Below are 23,178 nucleotides of genomic sequence, written 5' to 3'. Positions count from 1 at the left end.
CAAAGCTCAAGTCGCTGCTCGTTACTCAATGCTCCCGCCCTCTTTGCTTGATGCTTAACGCCGCGCTCAGGGGCGGACAATGCTATGCACCTTTGTGCGAAAATGGGAGCGCAGCGACCAGCACAAAGGTGCATAGCGTTGGCCGTCCCTCTGCAGCGCTTTGTTAGGCGCGATTTCCAGATTTCTGAGTTTGGTCCGCATCTTGTAGTATTTTTATACCGCCACGAATCACCACGATTGATATTATTGTTCCCACAATTAGGTCGGGATAGCGACTGCCAACGATGGCAACAAGAACACCAGATATAATTACCCCCAAGTTGGCAATGACATCATTTGTTGAAAATATCCACGAAGCGCGCATGTGTACGCCGCTATCTTTGTGCTTGGAAATGAGAATTAAACAAATGATGTTTGCCAGGAGGGCAACCGCACCGACAACAATGATAAGAGTGCTTTGAGGTTCACTGCCAAAAAACATACGCCTGATCACTTCGAATAAAACGCCAAGCCCCAAAATTATTTGTAGGTAACCGCTCACTCTAGCCGCCTTTGCTTGCTTCACGACTCCTTTCCCAACTGCATATAGTGACAGACCATAGACAGTAGCATCAGCTAGCATATCTAGCGAGTCAGCGATAAGCCCGGTAGATTGCGCCAACCAGCCCAGCGTTAATTCAGTAACAAACATAAATGCATTGATAGATAACAGAATGATGAGAGTTTTCTTTTCCAGACTCTCCGCTTGTTCTGCCCCACAACCACAATCTGACATATTTCCTCCTACTTCAGTAAGGCGCCTAACATTTGTATATCAAGCTAGCACGTTATCACTCCTAGAAACTGTTTAGGAGTAAAAAACAACTAACTGATTAGTCTCAACTTTTTCTGTATTTATAAAAAATAGGAAGGAGCCTAAGTGTGCTTGCGCGTTATCCTGCAGCCATTGGCCCTATTATCTCACCTTCCGATCTGGTTAAGCTTATGACTATAAAGGATTTTTTTATTATTGAAAATAGAAACTCGAGCCGTAATGTTTGCAAACCGTGCGCTTATTTACTATACCTTTCGATACACCTGTATATAACAACAGCCAAGGAAAGAGGCTTTACATGTCACGCAGCCCTTTTTTAGAGATGATTCGACAAGAAATTCGATTACGCGGTTATAGCATACGCACTGAGAAATCTTATTTGTATTGGATACGGCAATTTATTTTATTTCATAAAAAGCAGCACCCGCAGTTATTGGGCTCAGAGCAAGTAAAGGATTACCTTTCTTGGCTGGCAAATGATCGGCGTGTTGCCGTAAATACCCAGAAGGTCGCCTTGAATGCTCTTGTATTTCTTTATCATAAAATATTAAAAAAAGAGCTTGGCGAACTCGGATTCTCGTTAGCCCAGAAGCAAAGACAGCTTCCCACCGTATTGCGGCCTGATCAGGTATACGCAATACTTTCTCAGCTGGAGGGCCGCAACCATCTGATTATTTCACTATTATATGGCAGCGGGCTACGGGTCGCTGAGTGTTTGCGATTAAGGGTACAAGATGTTGATTTTCACAGGTTGTGCCTCACCGTACGCGACGGCAAAGGTAAAAAAGACCGGCAAACACTGTTAAGTCATAGCGCAGTTGATAATTTGCACCTAGCAATAGAGTACAGTTTGAAGGTTCAGCGACAAGATAATGCGCAGGGACTTGGCCCATCTTTACCCCACGCAATAGATCGAAAATACCCAAGCGCATTCAAAACACAGGCGTGGATGTATGTATTTCCAGCTACCAATATTTGTACTAACCCGTATAGTGGCAAGCCTTGTCGCCATCACCTACATGATTCTGTTGTTCGAAAAGCCATTAATTATGCGAAGAACAAAGCCGGCATTACACGTCAGCGGGTAACCGCGCATACGTTTCGGCATTCCTTCGCAACCCATTTATTACAGCAGGGGCACGATATCCGTACCGTTCAGGAGTTGCTTGGACATAATGATGTGAAAACAACCCAGATATATACGCACGTTTTAGGACAGCACTACGCAGGCACGACTAGCCCGCTTGATGCACTAACGCAGTAAACGCCGGGGCACTACCCCGGCGCTTTTGTGCTTTTAGACTTAACCCGCCAACTGCCTTAATACGTAATGCAGAATCCCACCGTGGCGGTAGTAATCCCATTCTACGGCGGTGTCAATGCGGACATCTACCTCAAAGGATTTTTTATCGTCACCTTTAACGGCGGTAACGTTTAGGGTTTTAGGCTCGCCATCAATAGCCTCAATGTCGAACACTTCACTGCCATCTAAACCGAGCGACTCGATAGACTCGCCCTCTTTAAACTGCAGCGGCAGGACTCCAAAGCCCACTAAGTTAGAGCGGTGAATGCGCTCAAAGCTTTGCGCGATAACGGCTTTAATACCCAACAAGTTAGTGCCTTTAGCGGCCCAGTCGCGGCTAGAGCCGGTGCCGTATTCTTTGCCCGCCAACACCACTAGAGGCGTGCCCTCGGCTTGGTATTTTTGCGAGGCATCGAAGATGCTCATTTGCTCGTCGGTGGGCAGATAGGTGGTCCAGCCGCCCTCGGTGCCGGGGGCCATTTGGTTTTTAAGCCGAACGTTGGCAAAGGTACCCCGCACCATTACGTCATCGTTACCGCGACGCGAGCCGTAGCTATTAAAGTCTTCGGGGGCAATACCTTTACCTTTAAGGTATTCACCAGCAGGGCTATCGGGCTTGATGGCACCAGCGGGTGAGATATGGTCGGTAGTAATAGAGTCGCCCACTTTAACCAAACAGCGCGCATCGCTAATGTCCGGCGGCTCGGGTAAATCCATGGTGATGCCGTCAAAGTAAGGCGGCTTTTTCACATAGGTGGATTCAGGCCAGGTGTAAATTTCATCTTCGGGGGCCGGTAGCGCGCGCCAGTTATCAGTGCCGGTGAACACATCGGCGTATTTGTCTTTGTACAGGCCATCGGTCATGGCGCTGGCAATGGTGTCGGCCACCTCGGCAGGGCTGGGCCAGATGTCTTTTAGGTAGACGGGTTTGCCGTCTGCACTCTCGCCCAGCGGCTCGTTAAGCAAGTCGACGTTCATATTGCCCGCCAATGCATAAGCAACCACCAATGGCGGTGAGGCCAGATAGTTGGCTTGTACATCCTGGTGAATGCGCCCCTCAAAGTTGCGGTTACCCGAGAGCACCCCGGCGACCAGCAAATCGCCTGCGCGCACCGCATTTTGCACCGGCGGCGGCAGAGGACCCGAGTTACCGATACAAGTGGTGCAACCAAAGCCGACAATATCAAAACCTAAATCGGCCAGCGGCTGCAGTAACCCGGCGTTTTGCATATACGCCGGAACCACTTGTGAGCCAGGCGCAAAGGAGGTTTTAACCCAGGGTTTAGTCATTAGCCCCAACGCTTGAGCTTTTTTAGCAACCAGACCGGCGGCGACTAATACGGCGGGGTTGGAGGTATTGGTGCAAGAGGTGATAGCGGCAATCACGACGGCGCCGTGCTTAAGCATAAACTCTTGGCCGTTCATCTCGACCGGCACCGCACCGCGCTCATGCAGGTTGGTGTTATCGATGGCGGTTTGGCCCCCCTCGCTCACAAAACGCGAGTCGGCGTCGGTGGTGATCACCTCGTCGGCTTCGTCTAGCTCTTTTTGCAGCAAGGTGGCAAACGCCGATTTAGCGTCGGTGAGGGCAATGCGATCTTGCGGACGTTTGGGGCCGGCCAAGCTTGGCACCACGTCATTCATATCGAGCTGCAGCGTATCACTGTAGTCAGCGACCGGGTCGTCATCGTTACGCCATAGGTCTTGCTCTTTGGCGTAGGCCTCGACTAAATCGATTTGCTCCTGATCGCGACCGGTTAGCTCCATATAACGCAGAGTTTCGTCATCGACAGGGAAGATACCGCAGGTGGCGCCATACTCGGGCGCCATATTGGCGATGGTGGCTCGGTCGGCTAATGGCAGTTTGGCAAGCCCGGGGCCGTAAAATTCGACAAACTTACCCACCACGCCGCGCTCACGCAGCATCTGGGTGACGGTTAGCACTAAGTCGGTGGCAGTAGCCGATGGCGGCAGCTCACCTTTTAGCTCAAAACCGACAACCTCGGGAATTAGCATAGTAATGGGCTGGCCTAACATAGCCGCCTCGGCCTCAATACCACCGACGCCCCAGCCCAACACCCCCAGGCCGTTAATCATGGTGGTGTGAGAGTCGGTGCCCACTAAGGTATCGGGCAGGGCAACTAGCTCGTCGCCGTGCTCTTCGAGCATCACGACTTTGGCCAAATACTCTAGGTTAACTTGGTGCACAATACCGGTGCCGGGCGGCACCACGCGAAAGTTAGAAAACGCTTTTTGACCCCAGCGCAAAAACTGGTAGCGCTCGTTGTTGCGCTCAAACTCTTTCTCGGTATTTTTTTGCAGCGAATCGGGATTGCCGTAGTAGTCGACCATCACCGAGTGATCGATGACCAGGTCGACCGCCCCCAGCGGATTAATTTTGGCCGGATCGCCCTTTAAATCGCGCATCGCCGCGCGCATGGCGGCTAAATCTACCACTGCTGGCACACCGGTAAAATCCTGCAACACCACCCGCGCGGGGGTAAAGTTGACTTGCTCGGAGGCTTTATCGGAGCCCTTCCAGCGGCACAGGGTGTCAATATCCTCGCGCGAGACGTTTTTGCCGTCTTCTTTGCGCAGCAAATTCTCTAGCAGGATTTTTAAACAAAAAGGCAGGCGCTTTAAGTCGTACTGATCGGCCAGCGCTCCTAGCCGGTAATAGGTGTAATCTTTGTCGTTAACGCGCAACGTACTGCGGGATTTAAAGCTGTCGCTCACCACAACCTCCGGTTGACTCATTAATATCACGATTGATTAAGCAAGGATTACGCCGACCACTCATTGAGGCGGAAAACGCTCCATGTCAGTTATAACATACTAAGAATAGGTCAATTTGAGGCGGCATTGCACAATTCGCCAAGGATTTGCTCGATTGGGTTTGTAAATTGGTGAAGGGTGAGCAAAAAAGTAAAAAGCGACGGCCACCCAAACAATGTTATTTAGGCGCGCCGCCGTATCGAAAAATACCGATTACATCCGTAAGCGTGGCTATACACGATTACAAGGAGAGATCACAACTTCACTGCACCAGACAATAATCACCATGACCATGTCGTAGGACAGGAAACCACCCGGTCATTCTAACGCGTATTTTTTTACTGAAGCAAATAGTTTTTTATATAAAAATCAATCGAGCGTTTGGAGAAATTCGTGATGTGATGGGGCACACTGAGCGCCCAGAACAATAGAGTGGGCCATGCCATCGATCATACGGGTGAGCTTCTGGCTGTCGAGCTGCTGCATAGAGACAGGCAAAGACTGCGGGCGCAACCCCAGACCATGAAACAGTGCGATCCAGCTCTGCTCGGTAAACGACTCTTGCTCGCCTAGCAATATTCGGCCATCGTCGGCAAAGGCACACATCTTTTCGGTCAATGTATCCGGCACATCCATGGCACTGACATCACGCCAAAACGCCGTATCGCGCCGGCCGCTGGCTTTGTAATGCAGGATAATAAAGTCGCGGATACGCTCGTATTCCGCGCGATTGAGGCGATTTGCCTGAGCTACTGCCGACTCGGTGACCTCCAGCTCGGGCATGGACTGCATAAGCTTTTCAAGCCCGGTTTGAATCAGCGAAATAGAGGTAGATTCAAGTGGCTCAATAAACCCGCCGGAAAGGCCCAGTGCAACGCAATTGTATTGCCAAAATACGCTGCGCATACCAGCCTTAAAACGCAACTGCCGTGGCTCGGTTAGCAATTTGCCATCCACATATTTAAGCAAACTGCCCGCCGCTTCATCGTCACTCAAGTAGGCACTGGAGTACACCAAGCCATTACCTTTGCGCTGCTCCAACGGAATCCGCCATTGCCAGCCAGCTTCGCGGGCAATCGATTGAGTATAAGGTAGCGGTGCACTGGTGTTTTGTGTCTGTACCACGACGGCCCGATCGCAAGGTAGCCAGTGTGACCAATCATCAAAGTCAACGCCTAGGTTTTGCTTAATCAGCACACCGGTAAAACCTGTGCAGTCGATAAACAAATCCCCCTCGATAAACGCGCCTTGCTGAAGCTGCACTCCGGTAATCGCCCCTGTACTGGCGTGGTTTTCGACACGTGTAACTTTACCTTCTGTACGTTTTACGCCGCGCGACTCGGCATACTTGCGCAAAAACTGTGCGTAAAGAGTCGCATCAAAATGGTAAGCGTAACTATAAAGTGCCAGTGGATTGGTAGCCTCATCATCGGGCTGTGCAAAACGACCTTGACGCGCCATAGCGGTAGAAAGGCTAAAAGCCTCCAGCTCATGTGCACATCCATTGTCGCGAGACTTAAGCCAGCAGGGATAAAAAGGCTGGCCGTTGATAGGTGCGCCAAACGCCGAGAACGGGTGAAAAAAGCGCTGTCCGATTGAATGCCAATCAATAAACTCAATGCCAAGCTTAAACGTCGCGTTAGTAGCTTTGATGAATTCGCGCTCAGAAATACCTAAGTTTTGATGTAGCCGCATCAGCCCGGGAACAGTTGCCTCTCCCACCCCCACGGCACTAATCTGGTCGGATTCAATTAACTCGATACGTAAGTTGTGCTGGCGGTAGCGCTCGGCGAGAGTGGCCGCGGCCATCCACCCACTAGTACCGCCACCAACGATCACCACTTTATTCACTTTATAAGGCATAACATCACCGATTACAGTGTGCCCGGTACTAGACCGGGCGAGCGAATACGCTAAAAACTAGCTCTGATGCCCAGAGAATAGCGGGTATCCTGACTGTAAACAAAGGCGGTGTGCTCGCCTGCGCCGGTCTGCTTAATAATGCCACGTTGCTTAGATTGGCTGAGGTTGTAGGCTTCAAAGTTAATCGACCAATTATCGTTGAAGTTGTAACCCATGGTGAAGTCGAGTTGGCCGTAATCGTCAGAATAGACCGGCAAATTCCAGGTGACTCCCTCATTTGTGCCATTCCAGCCATTTGGGCCTACCGATAGTAGCTGCTCGCTGCGCCAGTTATAAGCCAACCGACTATAAAAACCGTACTTTTCGTACATCGCCATCAGGTTATACGTGTGCTCCGAGATCCCCTCCAGAGGCTGCTCGTCATAGCTTCCTCCATCAGTGTCCACCGGGGCCGTGCTCTCATCAACGTCAGCACTTGAATCCAAATAGGTGTAGTTCGCTTGCACGCCAAAGCCGTCAAAGGGCTCCGGGAGTTCATCAAAGAACTTTGTCAGCCCCACCTCAAGCCCATTGATTTCTGCCTCGCCAGTATTAATAACCTGAGTAGCCGTTACATCCTGAAAACCTTCAAACTCATCCAGCGTCGTGGTCGAAACCCGGAAGAAATCAGATACATCTTTGCGGAATACCGCTGCGTACACCATGCCGCCGTTTTCATTAAAGTACCACTCGGCGGTCAAGTCGTATTGATTGGCCTCCATTGGCTCTAAGTAAGGGTTGGTTTCCTGAGAGTCGAGCGTGAAATTCACCATGCTCTCGTCAAAGTCGTCAATTGTCTCGGGCTGCTCGACGTTATCTTTAAATGCCGCGCTTAGTGCTAAAACGGCTTTCAGGCGGGAGAATTCAGGCCGCCAAATACCCTTTGAAGCACCGAAACGAAACATCAGTTCATCGGTCGCCTCCATTTGTAAGTTCAAGCTAGGCAGGACGTTGGAGTAACTGTTTTGGCCTTCGTACACCTGATCGGGCTGGTAGAAAGGCTCCTCACTGATGGCATTACCCTGATCATCGGTCTCACCGGTTGGCACCGAAAAGGTCGGGAAGCTGAGCTGACCTTTGGCGAGGTTGTCGGTTTGCACATAACGCACACCGATATTACCGCGGATAGGCATACTCAGCTCTTCAAAGCCGAAATCCATACGGACATAAGCGGCTTGAGTTTCTTCTTCCTGAGTATTGATATTATCGGGCGAGTCAAAATCCACAAAGCTGTAATCGGGTGCCGAGCTACCGCTTGGAGTCGCGGCAACAATAGCGTCAGTAATACTCTCAAAGTCATTCAGCAGGTCGCGCTGGAACATCATCCCGGTGGTGGGAACACTGGTGTCGCCGCGCTGGAAATCGTCGAACGAAAACTCTGTCAGGTACTGAGGATTATCGATTTTAGGTAGTGCGTCACTTGAGGGGAAAGGCTCCCAAGAGGAGCCCACCATCCAAGGCTGATAACGTGCCGACCAGGTGTTACCGCCACGGTTATCCGCTGACTTTTCTGAAAAGCGCACACCCGCCTTAACTGACTTAACAATAGAGTCGTCAAAACTATACTCCACATCTAAGCGCCCCGCGGTAGAGTCGGCGGTGTTCTTTGACAGGATTTGCATCATCTGGCCGTAGCTGTAATTGCGGTAATCCGACAAGAAACTGTCCTGCACACCAACCGAAGGGGTACCGTCGGTCGTGTTGAGATCGGACACCGTAATCTGATCAGGGTAGGCGACCAGACCCAGCGTGTTGTCTTCGCCTTCAGAGCTTGAGTCTACGTATTGAAAATCACCGCTGATAAACAGCTGATCCGACAAATGCCATTTAAAACCGGTTGAGATGTCGGTTGTTTCAGATGTGTTATCGGACAGGCGGGTACTGGTACCAAAGGGTACGCCATTACCTTGTGCTGTGGTGATGGTTCCACTAATCAAGGCGTCGTTGCCGTCATAGGTCCAGTCGTCCGCACCTTTGGACGGCAAATAGGTAGCAAAGCTGCCGCCGGCGTCAACAAAAAAGCCGTTTTCTAACCAAGAGCGCTCAGCCTCACTGCGAAAAGCTGTAAGAAAGAACTCGGCATCTTCGTTGGGAGCCCACTGCAGAGCGATGTACTGACCGTCACGCTTACGCTCGTAATCGTTACGGCGCCAGTCTGCCCCGCGTGGCACGTATACGGTACGATCCGCTTCGATCTCGGTCGTTGTACCCGGCACACGGGGGTGAAAAGCGCGAACATAAAAGTTGTCAGCGCGAGATTGAATCGTAGAGGAGGAGAAGTCCAATAACAGACCAAATTCACCAATACCAGTGTCCCAGCGGTTACTATAAAGGCCGGAATATTCTAGGTTGGCCTCCTCGATCAAGTCCCCATAATTAGTTTTTACCGTTGCACTCACAACCTGACCATCAGAGTCGAAAGGCATGCGCGTGCGCAAATTAACGATGCCACCTAAACCACCTTCGATCATATCGGCCGTTGGAGTTTTATGCACATCGACACCAGCCATTAGCTCGGCGGGCACATCATCGAAGCTCAACCCACGACCACCGTCAGCCGAAAAAATATCGCGCCCGTTCAATTCACCCCGCACTTGTGGCAAACCGCGAATATTTACCCCAGCACCCTCACCGGCAAAGTGTTCGGGATCCGAGGGTGTATCAAAGCGTGAAACCGCTACACCTGGAACGCGCTGTAGCGCGTCAGTCACACTGCGATCAGGTAATTTGCCAATATCCTCAGCGACAATAGAATCAACAATACCGTCAGCATTGCGCTTAATGGCTTGAGCAGACTCAATACTGGCACGCTGGCCCTGAACTAAGATTTCCTCAAGCATTACATCTTCAGCGGCACCCTCATCGGTTTGTGCTAATGCCGGGGTAACGACACCCAAGGCGGTTAACACGAACACCGAGACGCTGGTTTTAAGTAACGTATGGGCACCAAAATTTGACTGCTGTTTAGCATTGATCACGAGAGCACTCCTCTATTTATTATCGTACGGCTGGCAACCGCGGGCTGTAGTGTTTGTTATGGCGTTAACCGGCGGAGCCGGCCCGAGGACAGGTTAAGACTGTGTCCTCGTAGAAACTTAAAATATTTTCATATATGAGCACTTTATAACCCATAGATTTCATAAGCGCAAACATTTTTCTATATAAAATAGTCGTACAGGAGTCTCTTTTGTGCCGCCGCCCTGCGGGGCGGCGGTTCATGTTTATAAGGCAGGCTTTGGCTCTTTTAACGTCACTCGGTAACGCTTGCCCGCATCAAGCGCAAAACGCAAAACGCCATCTTCCAGCCGGGTATTTAGCGGGCGGCCCGAGTCACTACTTTTGATCTGATAACCGTTATTCAGCAATGCGTAATTGCCACTGCGACCGGCCAGCAGCACCGCCTCGGTTAAGGCGCCCTCTTGCCAGGCGATATCCACCGTTAGATCACCCCGTGCTCGCAAGCCTGTTACCCGGCCCTCGGGCCAAGCGCTGGGCAGCGCCGGCAACAGGGTCACGTGGCCGGTGTGGCTTTGCAGCAGCATCTCGGCCATCCCCGCCGTAGCGCCAAAATTGCCGTCGATCTGAAACGGTGGGTGGTTGTCCCACAGGTTGGGCAAAGTGCTGCGTTTAAACTGCTCACCCAGCACTTTGTGGGCACGGTCGCCATCCAGCAGGCGCGCCCAAAAGTTGATCTTCCAGGCTTGCGACCAGCCAGTGCCGCCGTCACCACGAGCATTCAGTGTGACTTTGGCGGCCTCGGCCAACTTGGGTGTTTGCGCCGGGCTGATAACCCGACCAGGGTGCAACGCGTACAGTTGCGAGACATGCCGGTGCTGGTTGTCTTTTTCATCTACGTCCTCGCGCCACTCTTGCAGTTGTCCCCAGCCGCCGATACGTAAACCTGGGTCGAGCTTGGCAAGCGCCGCTTCTAACCTGAGGGCAAACGCTTGATCGCCGAGTTGCTGAGCCGCCGCACGGGTGTTGCGCAATAGCTCGGTGACGATTTGCTGGCTCATGGCCGCGGCCACGGTAAACTCGCCGTGTTCGGGAGAGAAGCTTGGACTAACCACTAAAGCGCCTTGGTCTTCGACGAGCGCACCGAGCCAAAACCGGGCCGCTTCTTTCATAATCGGGTATGCGCGCTCGGCGAGGAACGTCTCATCGCCGGTAAACAGGTAATGCTCGTAGTAGTGCTGCATCAACCAAGCGGCGGATTCAGGTTGCCAAAAAGCCGTTGGCCAGGCGATAACACCCGTAAAGCCGTAAATATTGGTATTGAGAAACAACGTCCAGCCCTCGGCGCCCACCAGCTTTTTTGCCGATACACGGCCGGGCGCTACCAGCGAGTCCACAAAGTCGTAAAGCGGCTCGGTTGTCTCGGCTAAATTGGTGACTAGGGCCGGCCAATAATTCATCTGCAGGTTAATGTTGACGTGATAATCGGCGTTCCAGGGCGGGGTATTGGAGTGATTCCACACCCCTTGCAAGTTAGCGGGCAAACTGCCGGCGCGGGATGAGCTAATTAATAAATAGCGGCCAAACTGAAAGTACAAAGCCTCAAGCGCGCGATCTGTGGCAGCGTCACCTTTGCCATAGTGAGCAAGCAGCTCTGGCGTGGACAACTCCGGCTCGGCCTGACCGATGTACAAACTAACCCGGCCAAACAGCGCTTGGTAATCCTGTATATGAGCATCGTGTAGCTGGGCCAGACTTTTTGCTCGCGCTTTTGTCACTGTCTGATTGAGCCTGCGATGGGGATGATCGCCACGGTAATCGGGGTATTGCTGACGGTAGTTCGTGGCGGCACTAAACAGCAAGGTGACGCTGCTAGCGTTTTTCACCGCAAGACTATTGTCGCGATTACCAGAGCTGACTTTAGCCCCTTTAGCGCGCAACACTACTTGGCCTTCGTAGATCAAACCATTGTCTTTGAGCGCACCAACCACCGTCAGCAGGCCGTCTTTGCGGGTAAATGTGGCGCTGCGATTATCGGGGATATCCAACACCACGTTCACGCTGATCGCATCCGCTTGATCGGCGCTTAGATGCGCGACCAGCACCTGATCGGGGTAACTGTAAAAGTACTCGCGCGTGTAGTTAACACCACCGCGCCGATAGCTAACCGTGGCGATACCGCGCGCCAAATCCAGCTCGCGACGATAATCACTCACCTCACCCCGGCCCGCGATGTCTATTTCTAACTCACCAAAGTTTTGGTAGTTACCGTAGCCTTTGATGTCGCGCCCCATCAACTCGGCGGCGGCTTCGGGTGTCATACTGCCTTGTTCAGCAAGCGTTTTTTGCACTTTTCTCAGGGCGACGACCTGATCGCCCTCGGGCGGAACACCATAGTCATAACCCTGTTTGGAGCCTGGGCCACCCTCCCAGAGCGTCTTTTCGTTCAGCTGCAGCACCTCCTGCTCGACACCGCCAAAAATAACGGCTCCCATAGCGCCGTTACCGATGGGCATGCCTTCTTGCTCCCAGTCACTGGCCGGGCTGTTAAACCAAAGCAGAGGAGAGCCCCAGGCGGTTTGGCCGGATAAAGACAAAACGGTTATCGCCAGAGAAAAGAATATCGCTTTAGGTTGGATCACACCCATAAGGTTATGGCGGCTAACCCGCCTCCTCGTGATTTATGTTGATTATGGTAGCCAGTGAGGACGTTATAACGCAGATGTTTTTATATGTGCAAATATTTTCAGTTTATGCAGGCCGTGACTCCGCCTAGGTATCCCAACCTAAGCGGACCTAATTGTACGACAAATAAAGCGCGGAGAGTGTTAGATGGTGAAAAAGCTCAGTGCGTAAAGCTCTGATGAATAGAGCTGTAGGTCGCTTTGAGTTTTGCCAGCTCGAAAGGGGGCTTAAAAAAGCCGTGATAATCACCACGGGGGTTAATCAGCACAATATTGCCCGAATGATCAACCGTGTAATCATCGCCAACGGTGACTTTATTAAAAGCCACATTAACCTGATTGGCAAAGCGGCGTAGAGTCAGAAAGTCGCCGGTAACACCGATAAAGTTTGGGTCAAAATAACCCACGTATTCAGATAAAACCTCTGGCGTGTCGCGCGCCGGGTCTAAGCTTACCAATACCACTTGAGTCTCTTTGGCGATATCGTCGGGTAACTTCGACACTAACCGGTCCAGCTCGGCCATGGTGGTGGGGCAAATATCGGGGCAGTGGGTAAAGCCAAAAAACACCAGCGACCACTGGCCGACAAAGTCTTCGCGGGTAAAGGGTTCGCCCTTTTGGTTGCGCAATGCAAAGTCATCAAACCGGCGCGGGGTTTCAAACACTACAGCGCCGTTTAGCCGCAGCTCGTCGGCCGTCATTACCCGGGGCGTGGTGAGTTTATTCACCAAAAGCGTGAGTAGCAACGTAATAAAAACCAAACAGCCGATAACGGTTAGGCGAATACCACGACGGGTTTGGGCTTTGGCATCGAGCTCAGTCACGCTAATTCCTTAAAACGGGTGAGTTACCGGCAACAGATAATGATCGAGTAGCATCACCACAAACAGCGCCATTAGGTACACAATCGAATACTTAAACGTATCCATGCCAACGCCTTCGCGCTTGCTAAACAGCATCATTAATGACCAGTAAATAAATCCGGCACCCAACACCAGCGCACCCACTAAATAGAGCCAATTCATCATGCCCGTAACAAAAGGCAATACCGTTACCAGCACCATAATAATGGTGTACAACAAGATGTGCAGTTTGGTGTATTGCTCGCCGTGAGTGACCGGCAGCATTGGGATATCGGCTTTGGCGTATTCATCTTTGCGGTGTACCGCCAGCGCCCAAAAATGTGGCGGCGTCCAGGCAAAAATAATCAGCACCAGCAGCAGTCCGTGGCCATCAAGCGTACCGGTCACCGCCGTCCAGCCCAGCAGTGGCGGCGCGGCGCCAGCAATGCCGCCAATAACAATATTTTGTGGCGTGGCACGCTTTAAAAATAAGGTGTAAACCACCGCATACCCCAACAGAGATACCAGCGTTAACACGGCGGTTAAGGTATTAATAAAAACCAGCAGTAGCGCCATACCAATCGCGCCAATCACTAACGCAAACAGCGCCGCCTGCATAGGCTCGACCCGACCTTTGGCAACCGGGCGGTTATAAGTGCGGGCCATTTTTTGGTCGATGCCACGATCCACCAAATGGTTAACGGCGGCCGCCGATCCGGCACACAAAGCAATACCTAGGTTACCGATAATCAGAACGTCTAGGGGCACCATGCCGGGCACGGCCAATAACATACCGATCACCGACGTGAGAATCATCAGCATGACCACACGGGGCTTGGTTAGCTCATAGTAATCACGCCACGAGGGCGATTGGGCCGCAGAGTGAGCTTGTGTTTGGGTCATAAGACTACCGCTTCTTTGTTATGGTAACTCGGTTTCGCATTCAAGATTGCTATGAAACTCGTGCTTACATTATTCTGTTTTAATACACGCTGTCGTACTCTGCGCCGAATAGACCCGATGCGTCAAGGTCACCAGTACTAATAACAGCAGAGCGCCACCGGCATTGTGCGCCACCGCCACCGGCAGGGGTAAATGCGCCGCTACATTCGTAATACCTAAGCTCACTTGCAGCAATAAAACGGCCAGCAGCGTAAAGCCTAACACTTTGGCCTCTTTGCCAATGCGCAGTAAGCGTATCACCAACAGTAAAACACTCACGCTTACCACTAACGCACCCAGCCGGTGCGCCATATGAATCGCCGTTCGGGCCTCGCCCTCTAACAGGCCACCTAAATAGTTGGGGCCAATACCTTGCGCTAAATTAAAACCGCGGGCGACGTCCATAGCCGGCCACCATTCACCGTGGCACGTGGGAAAGTCTGTGCACGCTAACGCCGCGTAATTAGAGCTCGTCCAACCACCCAACGCGATTTGCACCACCACCAGCATCAACACGACAACCACCAGGGGCCGCAAGGCTCGCACTCGGGTGTAAACACCCTCGGCTAAATGCCAATTTTTATCCCCCAAACGCTGCACCAGCAACCATAATAAACTCAAGGTGGCAAAGCCGCCCAGCAAGTGCGCCGTAACCACTTGCGGCCAAAGCTTGAGCGTTACCGTCCACATACCAAATGCCGCTTGCACGATCACTAAGACTAACAGCCCTAAGGTATGTCCCCGAGGCAGACGCTCTGAGGTTTTTCCGGCTCGCCACCAGGTTAATACCGTCAGGGCTAAAATCAATAGCCCTAACGTACCGGCAAAATGACGATGCACCATTTCCGGCCAGGTTTTATCGTGTTCAACCGGCGTTTCAGGAAACAGCGCCTCGGCGGTCGCGACATGTTCATCGGTGGTGGGCCACGTCATATGGCCGTAACAACCCGGCCAATCGGGACAACCTAGGCCCGCATCAGAAAGCCGGGTAAAGGCGCCTAACACTACCACGATGCAGGCCAGTACCGTTGCAGCTAGTGCTAAGCGATAGCCCCACACAAACAATTTTTGTTGCATTTTACCTAGCTCTTATTCGTAGGAGGTTTTAAGCATTTTTTTTACATCTTTTAATAGCTCGCCACCGGTATGCTCGGGGGTATAAGTGAGCATTAAAAACCCTTCTTGATCCATTAAGAAATAGCGGCCAGCGGCGACCGGATCATCGCTAAAGTTACTGCTTTGTAGCGCTTGCGTAAGATCTGCGCGATTGACTGTCATAACCCGCAACAACGGATGCTGCGCTTTGATATGCGCGGCCAGCTCGGGCGATAAGGTGTCGTCTAGCAATAGGTAAATACGCTCAACACGCTCAGCTTTTTCGTTTAGGCGAATGTGTACCTGACGGGTCAAGTACAAGTTATCCATGCACGTTTTATCGCATTTAGCATTGCCCGGTATGACATAGCGCCAGCGCTTAGGCTCTTGAGTTAAGTCCCACCGTTCACCTTGCTCATGCGGTGCAAGCTCGGATAGCGCGAGCGGCGGCGCCAGCAACGTGCCTTTATTAACCGTACCCTCTGGCATCCCCCAGCCGGTATGGTAAATGGTATAAGCCGCAATCATCGGCAGTGCCACCACCAGCATTAACAACAACGCTTGCAGTTGCCCGCGTTTTTTATTGGGTCGTGGCGTTGTCTGTTGCGTATCCGTCATAAATGATCGACCTATTCGTTATTTTTTAGTCGTACTGCTATGTCTGTAATAGCGCCACAAAGTGGCAAGGTTGGTATTGGCAAACAGCGTTAATATTGCCAGCGCTAACGCCAGACCAAACCACTGTAAAGCGTAACCGGTATGCCGCTCGGGCATCATGTTAACGGCTTGCCAACCTGTGCGAAAGGCGCCGGGGCTCGCCTCGTCAAGTTTTAATATGCCGGGTGCTAACGACTTCCCCACACTCTCGCCCATTACCGCCACGTCTACCTCGGTGATCACACGCGGCCATTGCGACGTCTCGCCCTGTGCATTAAGCAAAGGGTGCTGGCTAACTGGGTAAAGCTCGGCAAAAATACTAACGCTACCGGTTACGAGCGGTACCTCGGGCAACTGTGTGCGGCTTACATCGGCGGCAAGCCAACCCCGATTCAGCAACACTCGTTGATCATTCTCAAGCTCAAATATTTGTACAACCTCAAAACCAATACGACCGTCGCGCTGGCGATTGTCAATCAGCCAAAGGTGTTGATTATCGAACTGGCCACGCGCGATTACTCGCGTATAGGGTTTTAGTGCCGCCAAGCTCGTATCAGCCAGCGCCACCGGCGCGCCAGCTTGCCGCTCGTGTATTTGTTGCAAAATATCACGCTTTTGCTCGGCGCGGGATAACTGCCAAAAACCCAGCGTTAAAAGCAACGGAAAAAACACAACAGTCAAAAAAATAATCGCACGATTAGGCGTAAGAGTAAGACGTGGGGGAGCTGCGGGCGCGGATGTCACAAGGCGTACCTCTACCTCAAGCTTTCAACCATGGCTTTATTACTACACCTGAATCACAACAACATCGACTTCAGTGACTCACATACCCCGGCCGTTTGGGAAAATGCGCTACCTGCGTTACTATTCAGTTCACTGAGCTTACCCGTAGGTTGCTCGAACAATCAATGGTTTTATTATGTGGCTTAAAATAATTATCTTACTGCTTTTTATCGGCGTTGTACTTAGTTTAACGGCTGGCTTAACCTACCTTTTGCGCGATGCCGGTGTGCCCAATAAAAAACGTACGCTCTATGCGCTGGGTATTCGTATTACGCTTGCAAGCTTAATGATGATTTGCGTTGTCTATGGATTTTATTCTGGCATTTTAACGGATACAGCACCTTGGGATCAGCGGCTACGCTGAGCCCAAGGTGCTGATGAATATCAGCCAAACACATACACAACAAAGAACAAGCCGACCCAAACGACATCAACAAAATGCCAATACCAGCTGGCGGCTTCAAAGCCAAAATTGTCATCTGGCTTAAAGTGACCCTTAATAACCGAGCGCAGCCACATAATAAACAACAACAGCGTACCAATAGTAACGTGGGCACCGTGAAACCCGGTAAGCATAAAAAAGGTGGTGCCATAAATGCCCGATTGCAGCGTTAACCCCAGTTCGTGATAGGCGTGAATATACTCTTCTGCCTGCAGAATCAAAAACACTACACCCAACAACACGGTAACGCCAAGCCAAATATTAAAGCCTTTACGATTGTTGTTTTTAATGGCGCTATGGGCAAAGTGTACCGTGAAGCTGGACGTCAACAGGATAATGGTATTCCACAAAGGCAACCAACCTAGCAAGCCACCCCAGCCGGGAAAACTCATACTATCATCGGGGCCAAGGCGAGTTGCGCCATCGCCGTTGGCGGCCATATCGGGCGTGGTAAGCAATGGCCACTCGGCGGTAAAGCCCGGCCACAACAAACCATTATCAACGCCATCACCCTCGGCGGCCAACCAAGGCAGCGCCAAAGTACGAATGTAAAACAAGGCGCCAAAAAACGCGGCAAAGAACATAACCTCAGAGAAAATAAACCAACCCATACCCATCACGTACGAGCGCTTGAGCTGAGGGCTGTTCAGGCCTGCCATGTTTTCAGTAATAACAATGCTAAACCAGTTCCACAGAACGGCGGCGAAAACCAGCCCCCCCGCTAAAAAGATATAGGGGCCTTTAGCGCTACCATTGATCCAGTTGGCCGCACCAAATACCGTTAAAAACAAACCAAAGCTCGCCCAAATCGGCAGCTTGCTTTGCTCCGGTACGTAGTAGGTTCCTGCACTCATAGTTGTACTCCCCGCCGAAATTTTATTGTTTTGCGGTTAATGTTAAGGCCCATCGTGGACCATGCTTAACAACTCTTCTTTGCTAAAACGATCTGTCACATCAAATACGGTGTAGCTCAGCGTGATCGTTTTAATATGTTCAGGAAGATCTTGGTCGATAATAAATATCATCGGCAAGATGGCATCCTTTCCTGCTAACAGTGCTTGTTGCTCAAAACAAAAACATTCTGTTTTGTGAAAATAATTAGCCGCTTTGTAGGGCACCAAACTCGGAATCGCCTGCCCTACCATGTCGCGCCCGGTGGGGTTTTTTGCCAGATAGTTAATTCTGGTTTGTTCGCCCGGGTGCACCGAGATCTGTTTAATCTCGGGGCCAAACTGCCAGGGCATTCCCTCGTTGTTGGTCGCGACAAACTGCACATTAATAATACGACTGGTATCAACCGCGCTGGCGACCGATTCGTATTTGTCCCCAGTTTTGCCATTTAGGCCGGTAATATCACAAAACGCATCGTACAGTGGCGGCATGACCCAAATAGCAAAAACAAACATGCCACACACTGTTAAACCGAGCTTTAGGCTTAATGTGGTAACCGGGTTTTTAGGCCACGATAACTTCATAGGCGTAAGCTCGGCGTTATCTTGTTACTTAACTTCAGGTGGCTCAGCGAAGGTGTGATATGGCGCCGGCGATGGCACGGTCCACTCCAACCCCTCTGGGTTATCCCACACTTCATCCGAGGCCTTTTTGCCCGACACAATGGTCGATATGACGTTGTATAAAAACACCACCTGGGCGGCACCAAACAAAAATGCACCCACCGATGAGATCATATTCCAATCGGCAAACATCAAGTTGTAATCGGGAATCCGACGCGGCATACCGGCCAAACCCGAGAAGTGCATGGGAAAAAAGGTGACATTGAGGCCGATAAACGCCAGCCAAAAATGTACTTTACCCATGGTCTCGTTGTACATGCGTCCGCTCCACTTAGGCAGCCAGTAGTAAACGCCAGCGGTGATCGAAAAGATCGCCCCGGGCACCAGCACATAGTGGAAGTGAGCCACAACAAAGTAGGTATCGTGGTATTGGAAGTCCGCCGGAGCAATAGCAAGCATCAGGCCCGAGAAACCACCGATGGTAAACAAGATCACAAACGCAATAGAAAACAACATCGGTGTTTCAAAGGTCATAGAGCCTTTGAACATGGTGGCCACCCAGTTAAACACCTTAACCCCGGTAGGCACCGAGATCAGCATGGTCGCCCACATAAAGAACAACTCACCGGCGATCGGCATACCCACGGTAAACATGTGGTGCGCCCACACCACAAAACTCAAAATAGCAATCGCGGCGGTGGCGTAGACCATGGAACTATAGCCAAACAACGGCTTGCGAGCAAAGGTGGGGATGATCGCGCTGACGATACCAAACGCCGGCAAGATCATGATGTACACCTCAGGGTGACCAAAGAACCAGAACACGTGCTGGAACAATACCGGATCACCACCACCGGCGGCATCGAAGAAGCTGGTGCCAAAGTGAATGTCCATCAGCATCATGGTAACCACCCCAGCCAATACCGGCATAACGGCGATCAGCAAGAAAGCGGTGATTAACCAAGTCCAGACAAACAACGGCATTTTCATCAGGGTCATGCCGGGGGCGCGCATATTCAAAATGGTAGCGATGATGTTGATCGCCCCCATAATGGAGCTGGCACCCATAATATGAATGGCAAAGATGAAGAAGGTTACCGAGGGCGGTGCGTAAGTTGTCGATAGCGGCGCGTAGAACGTCCAACCAAAGTTAGGCGCGCCACCTTGCATAAACAAAGTTGACGACAACATAGCGAAGGCGAACGGCAGGATCCAAAAGCTCCAGTTGTTCATCCGCGGTAGCGCCATATCGGGGGCGCCGATCATCAGTGGCACCATCCAGTTAGCCAAACCGACAAACGCCGGCATAACCGCACCAAACACCATCACCAAGCCGTGCATGGTGGTCATTTGGTTAAAAAAGTTGGGCTCGACTATTTGCAAGCCGGGCTGGAATAGCTCGGCGCGAATTACTAGGGCAAACATACCGCCCAAGAAAAACATGGCAAAACTAAACCACAGGTACATGCTGCCAATATCTTTGTGGTTGGTGGTATACAACCAGCGCGTAAAACCTTTAGCGGGGCCGTGAGCCATTGTCTACCTCCTATTTGCCTTGTTTATGGTTATAAATATCAAGCGGTTGAGCCAGATCGCCCATGTTGTTACCCCACGCGCTACGCTCGTAGGTAACCACAGCGGCGATGTCCACTTCGGACAATTGCTCACCAAAGGCTTGCATCGCGGTACCCGCGACGCCGTTCACGACCACGTCTATGTGGTGGTCTATTGGGCCCACGGCCACTGGGCTGCCCTTAAGCGCCGGGAACACTCCCGGCAAACCTTGCCCCTCGGCTTGGTGACAGGAGGCGCAAGAGCGGTTATAGATTTCTTCGCCTTTGCTATAAAGCTCATCAAAGGTGAAGGTTTTTTCGGTTAACTCGGCCAGCGCCGCAGCGGTCGCTTTTTTCTCATCGAGCCAGGCGCGGTAATCGGCCTGGGTTTTCGCCTCGACCACGATGGGCATAAAGCCGTGATCTTTACCACACAGCTCAGCGCACTGACCACGGTAGGTGCCAGGCTCATCAATAATGGTCCAGGAGTCGTTGATAAACCCGGGAATCGCATCGCGCTTAACAGCAAACGCCGGTACCCACCAGTTGTGAATAACATCGTTGGCGGTTACCAAAAAGCGGATTTTTTTGCCCACTGGCAACACCAGCGGCTCATCCACTTCCAATAGGTAATTAGCGCTTTTTTCGGCGTGACCCTCAATTTGGTCGCGAGGCGTGGCGAGGTTACTAAAAAAGCTAACGTCTTCGCCCAAAATTTCATACTTCCAGCGCCACTGGTAACCGGTGATCAATACATCGATGTCGGACTTTTCAGTGTCGTAGAGGTTGATCAGTGACTTGGAGGCGGGAATACCCATCAGAATCAGGATAACGAAAGGAATCGCTGTCCAGAGAAGTTCTAGCCAAGTGCTCTCGTGAAAGTTCGCCGGTTTTACGCCGCGGGATTTACGGTGCAAAAACATACTGACAAACATGACGCCAAAAACCACAACGCCAATCCCCACACACCACCAGAACATTTGCATATGCAAACCGTAAACGTCCTGACTAACCGGTGTTACCCCCGGGGTCATATTGAACTTCCACCGCTCAGCTTCTTCTGCCAGGGCACTGTTTGCCGCTAGCAGACACGTGAAACCAAGCATCCAGGCGCTGAGCCTACGTGCTGTTTTCAACATTGCCCATCTTCTCCGTTAGCTGTTTCGTTATGCTTATTGTTGTACGGCCGGCCATCAATGACCTCGGCTTTTTGACCCAGATACGCCTAAGCAATACCACCCTGTCTTTTACATCTCCGATGTAACTTCGCTATTGCAGTTGCAAACCCCAAGCGTACGTCATTTATCGCAAATACTTAACTAACGCGCGCGCAACATCCACCACACATTGATACCGCGAGTGGGATTCGCTCAGTTAGCTTATTTGGGTACCAACGAAAAATTCGGAGGAATACGACTAATAAACTGCGGCAAATCGTCGCAACTGCAGCGTTAATGTGGCCATAGGATGCCAAAAAAGTCAATAAATTTGTCACGAAGATAGCGCTTTTGCGACGCCCTAGGCGGCTGGCGCGGCAACCGGGTATGATTCACCCATGAAAAAAACAGCCACACACTGCCAGCCTGTCAGCAGGCGTTTGCACGGCATTTGGCCACTGGTGTGGCCGATTATGCTCAGCAACCTCTGCGTACCATTGCTGGGCGCCGTCGATACCGCCATCCTGGGTCACCTCGACTCACCGCGCTACCTGGGCGCCGTCGCGATCGGGGCCAGCCTGATATCGCTGCTCTACTGGTCATTTGGCTTCTTGCGCATGGGCACCACCAGTTTGGTATCGCGCGCGGTGGGCCGCCGCGACCAAAATGAAGCCAGCCAACTGTGGCTGCGCTCGGCCGTGCTGGCACTGCTGTTAGCCGCAGGCCTGCTAGCCCTTAAACCCTGGTTTATCGAGCTGGGAATGTATTTTATGCAGCCCGAGACCGGTGTCACGACATTAGCGGCCAGCTACAGCGCGATACGGGTGCTAAGCGCCCCCGCCACACTGCTCAATTACACCCTGATTGGTTGGTTTATTGGCCAGCAGGATACCCGCCGCCCTCTGCTTTTGGTGCTCACGGCCAATGGGGTTAATTTACTTCTTGATCTAGTGCTGATTGTCGGCCTCAAAATGAACAGTGATGGCGCGGCCTGGGCCTCCGTGATCGCCGAGTACAGCGCCCTCGGGATTGGTTTGTACTTACTCGCGGGAAAAATCGACCGCGCTAGCTTGCGCGCGCGCTGGCACCAATGCCTAACCCGCTGGCGAGAATATTTACCTCTGCTGCAAGTGAATCGGCACTTATTTGTCCGCACCGCTTGCCTGCTGGGGGTATTTACCTTTTTTACCGCCCAGGGGGCGCGTATGAGTACCGAAATCGTCGCCGCCAACGCTATTTTATTGCAATTTGTCTTGCTTACCTCACACGCTCTAGACGGATTTGCTCATGCCGCCGAAGCCCTGTGCGGTAAAGCCGTAGGCGCCAATAACCGCGCCGAGTTTATTCGCGTGGTACAGGGCACCACAGCGCTCGCGCTGATAACCGCCCTCGCCATCAGCCTGCTGTTTTGGGCCGGGCAATCGGTTTGGCTGGCGCTATTTACCGAGCTGCCCCAAGTACTGGCACAGGCAAGCGCTCAGTTCGGATGGGTTATCGCCCTACCGCTGCTAACGGTCTGGGCCTACCAACTGGATGGCATTTTTCTTGGCCGCGGTGCCACCCGCGCCATGCAAAATATTATGCTGCTCTGTACAGTGGCCGTGTTTATCCCGCTGTGGTGGTTTACCCAACCGCTGGGTAATAGCGGCCTGTGGCTGGCATTTTGCGGTTTTAATCTCGCTCGTAGCCTTGCCATGGGATTAGTGTTCTGGGGCCAGCAGCGACGGCTGTCATTATAATTTCACTTATTTGTGTATTTT

The 23,178-nt window shown here is 51.7% G+C and carries 17 protein-coding genes; 3 read left to right on the top strand and 14 right to left on the bottom strand.

Annotated features, from left to right (window positions below; genetic code table 11):
• Positions 1–163: 163 nt before the first annotated feature.
• Entirely contained in the window at positions 164–775 is a 612-nt protein-coding gene (locus tag AACY82_RS15915; RefSeq protein ID WP_016390347.1) for a cation transporter, read from the bottom strand.
• Between the two features lie 337 nt (positions 776–1,112).
• Here AACY82_RS15915 and AACY82_RS15910 point away from each other — a divergent pair, with 337 nt between their 5' ends.
• Positions 1,113–2,078: an integron integrase gene (locus tag AACY82_RS15910; RefSeq protein ID WP_339617831.1), complete on the top strand. Its 966-nt coding sequence runs from the start codon at positions 1,113–1,115 to the stop codon at positions 2,076–2,078.
• A gap of 39 nt (positions 2,079–2,117) precedes the next feature.
• Here the strand turns inward: AACY82_RS15910 and acnA are convergent, their stop codons facing one another.
• The 9 genes from acnA to AACY82_RS15865 form a co-directional block, all read right to left on the bottom strand.
• Positions 2,118–4,874, bottom strand: a complete 2,757-nt coding sequence (gene acnA, locus AACY82_RS15905; RefSeq protein ID WP_339617830.1) for an aconitate hydratase AcnA — start codon at positions 4,872–4,874, stop codon at positions 2,118–2,120.
• A 387-nt stretch (positions 4,875–5,261) separates the two neighbouring features.
• Complete coding sequence (locus AACY82_RS15900) at positions 5,262–6,755, bottom strand: tryptophan halogenase family protein (RefSeq protein ID WP_339617829.1); 1,494 nt, start codon at positions 6,753–6,755, stop codon at positions 5,262–5,264.
• 50 nt (positions 6,756–6,805) lie between these two features.
• Positions 6,806–9,772, bottom strand: coding sequence for a TonB-dependent receptor (locus AACY82_RS15895; RefSeq protein WP_339617828.1), 2,967 nt, complete (start codon positions 9,770–9,772; stop codon positions 6,806–6,808).
• Positions 9,773–10,015: 243 nt separating this feature from the next.
• Positions 10,016–12,397 (bottom strand): glycoside hydrolase N-terminal domain-containing protein, encoded by a 2,382-nt coding sequence (locus AACY82_RS15890; protein WP_339617827.1) that lies wholly within the window; start codon positions 12,395–12,397, stop codon positions 10,016–10,018.
• Between the two features lie 197 nt (positions 12,398–12,594).
• Positions 12,595–13,257, bottom strand: a complete 663-nt coding sequence (locus tag AACY82_RS15885; RefSeq protein ID WP_339617826.1) for an SCO family protein — start codon at positions 13,255–13,257, stop codon at positions 12,595–12,597.
• A gap of 9 nt (positions 13,258–13,266) precedes the next feature.
• A complete protein-coding gene (gene cyoE / locus AACY82_RS15880; protein WP_339617825.1) occupies positions 13,267–14,178 on the bottom strand; it encodes a heme o synthase in 912 nt (303 codons plus the stop codon).
• 69 nt (positions 14,179–14,247) lie between these two features.
• Complete coding sequence (locus AACY82_RS15875) at positions 14,248–15,294, bottom strand: COX15/CtaA family protein (RefSeq protein WP_339617824.1); 1,047 nt, start codon at positions 15,292–15,294, stop codon at positions 14,248–14,250.
• Positions 15,295–15,306: 12 nt separating this feature from the next.
• Positions 15,307–15,930, bottom strand: a complete 624-nt coding sequence (locus tag AACY82_RS15870; RefSeq protein ID WP_339617823.1) for a hypothetical protein — start codon at positions 15,928–15,930, stop codon at positions 15,307–15,309.
• Positions 15,931–15,948: 18 nt separating this feature from the next.
• Positions 15,949–16,641, bottom strand: coding sequence for an SURF1 family protein (locus AACY82_RS15865; RefSeq protein WP_339617833.1), 693 nt, complete (start codon positions 16,639–16,641; stop codon positions 15,949–15,951).
• A gap of 247 nt (positions 16,642–16,888) precedes the next feature.
• Here AACY82_RS15865 and AACY82_RS15860 point away from each other — a divergent pair, with 247 nt between their 5' ends.
• Positions 16,889–17,116, top strand: a complete 228-nt coding sequence (locus tag AACY82_RS15860) for a DUF2909 domain-containing protein (protein ID WP_339617822.1) — start codon at positions 16,889–16,891, stop codon at positions 17,114–17,116.
• A gap of 20 nt (positions 17,117–17,136) precedes the next feature.
• On the opposite strand, the gene AACY82_RS15855 is transcribed toward AACY82_RS15860, so the two are convergent.
• Genes AACY82_RS15855 through coxB form a run of 4 tightly spaced genes read right to left on the bottom strand, consistent with a single transcriptional unit; the run spans position 17,137 to position 21,400 of the window.
• Entirely contained in the window at positions 17,137–18,048 is a 912-nt protein-coding gene (locus AACY82_RS15855) for a cytochrome c oxidase subunit 3 (RefSeq protein WP_339617821.1), read from the bottom strand.
• Positions 18,049–18,090: 42 nt separating this feature from the next.
• Positions 18,091–18,669, bottom strand: a complete 579-nt coding sequence (locus AACY82_RS15850; RefSeq protein WP_339617820.1) for a cytochrome c oxidase assembly protein — start codon at positions 18,667–18,669, stop codon at positions 18,091–18,093.
• A gap of 24 nt (positions 18,670–18,693) precedes the next feature.
• Positions 18,694–20,244 carry a cytochrome c oxidase subunit I gene (gene ctaD, locus AACY82_RS15845; protein ID WP_339617819.1) on the bottom strand — a complete coding sequence of 517 codons (1,551 nt, stop codon included), beginning with the start codon at positions 20,242–20,244 and terminating at the stop codon, positions 18,694–18,696.
• Positions 20,245–20,254: 10 nt separating this feature from the next.
• Positions 20,255–21,400, bottom strand: coding sequence for a cytochrome c oxidase subunit II (gene coxB, locus AACY82_RS15840; protein ID WP_339617818.1), 1,146 nt, complete (start codon positions 21,398–21,400; stop codon positions 20,255–20,257).
• A gap of 416 nt (positions 21,401–21,816) precedes the next feature.
• On the opposite strand from coxB, the gene AACY82_RS15835 reads away from it, so the two are divergent.
• The gene (locus AACY82_RS15835) at positions 21,817–23,157 is read left to right on the top strand and encodes an MATE family efflux transporter (protein WP_339617817.1); all 1,341 of its coding nucleotides are present in this window, start codon (positions 21,817–21,819) and stop codon (positions 23,155–23,157) included.
• Positions 23,158–23,178: the final 21 nt, after the last annotated feature.

It is taken from the genome of uncultured Gilvimarinus sp. (assembly GCF_963972205.1).
In the GTDB taxonomy this organism is placed as follows: Bacteria; Pseudomonadota; Gammaproteobacteria; order Pseudomonadales; family Cellvibrionaceae; genus Gilvimarinus; species Gilvimarinus japonicus.
The sequence above is the reverse complement of the archived record's forward strand: the minus strand, read 5'-3'. Positions and strand labels throughout refer to the sequence as shown.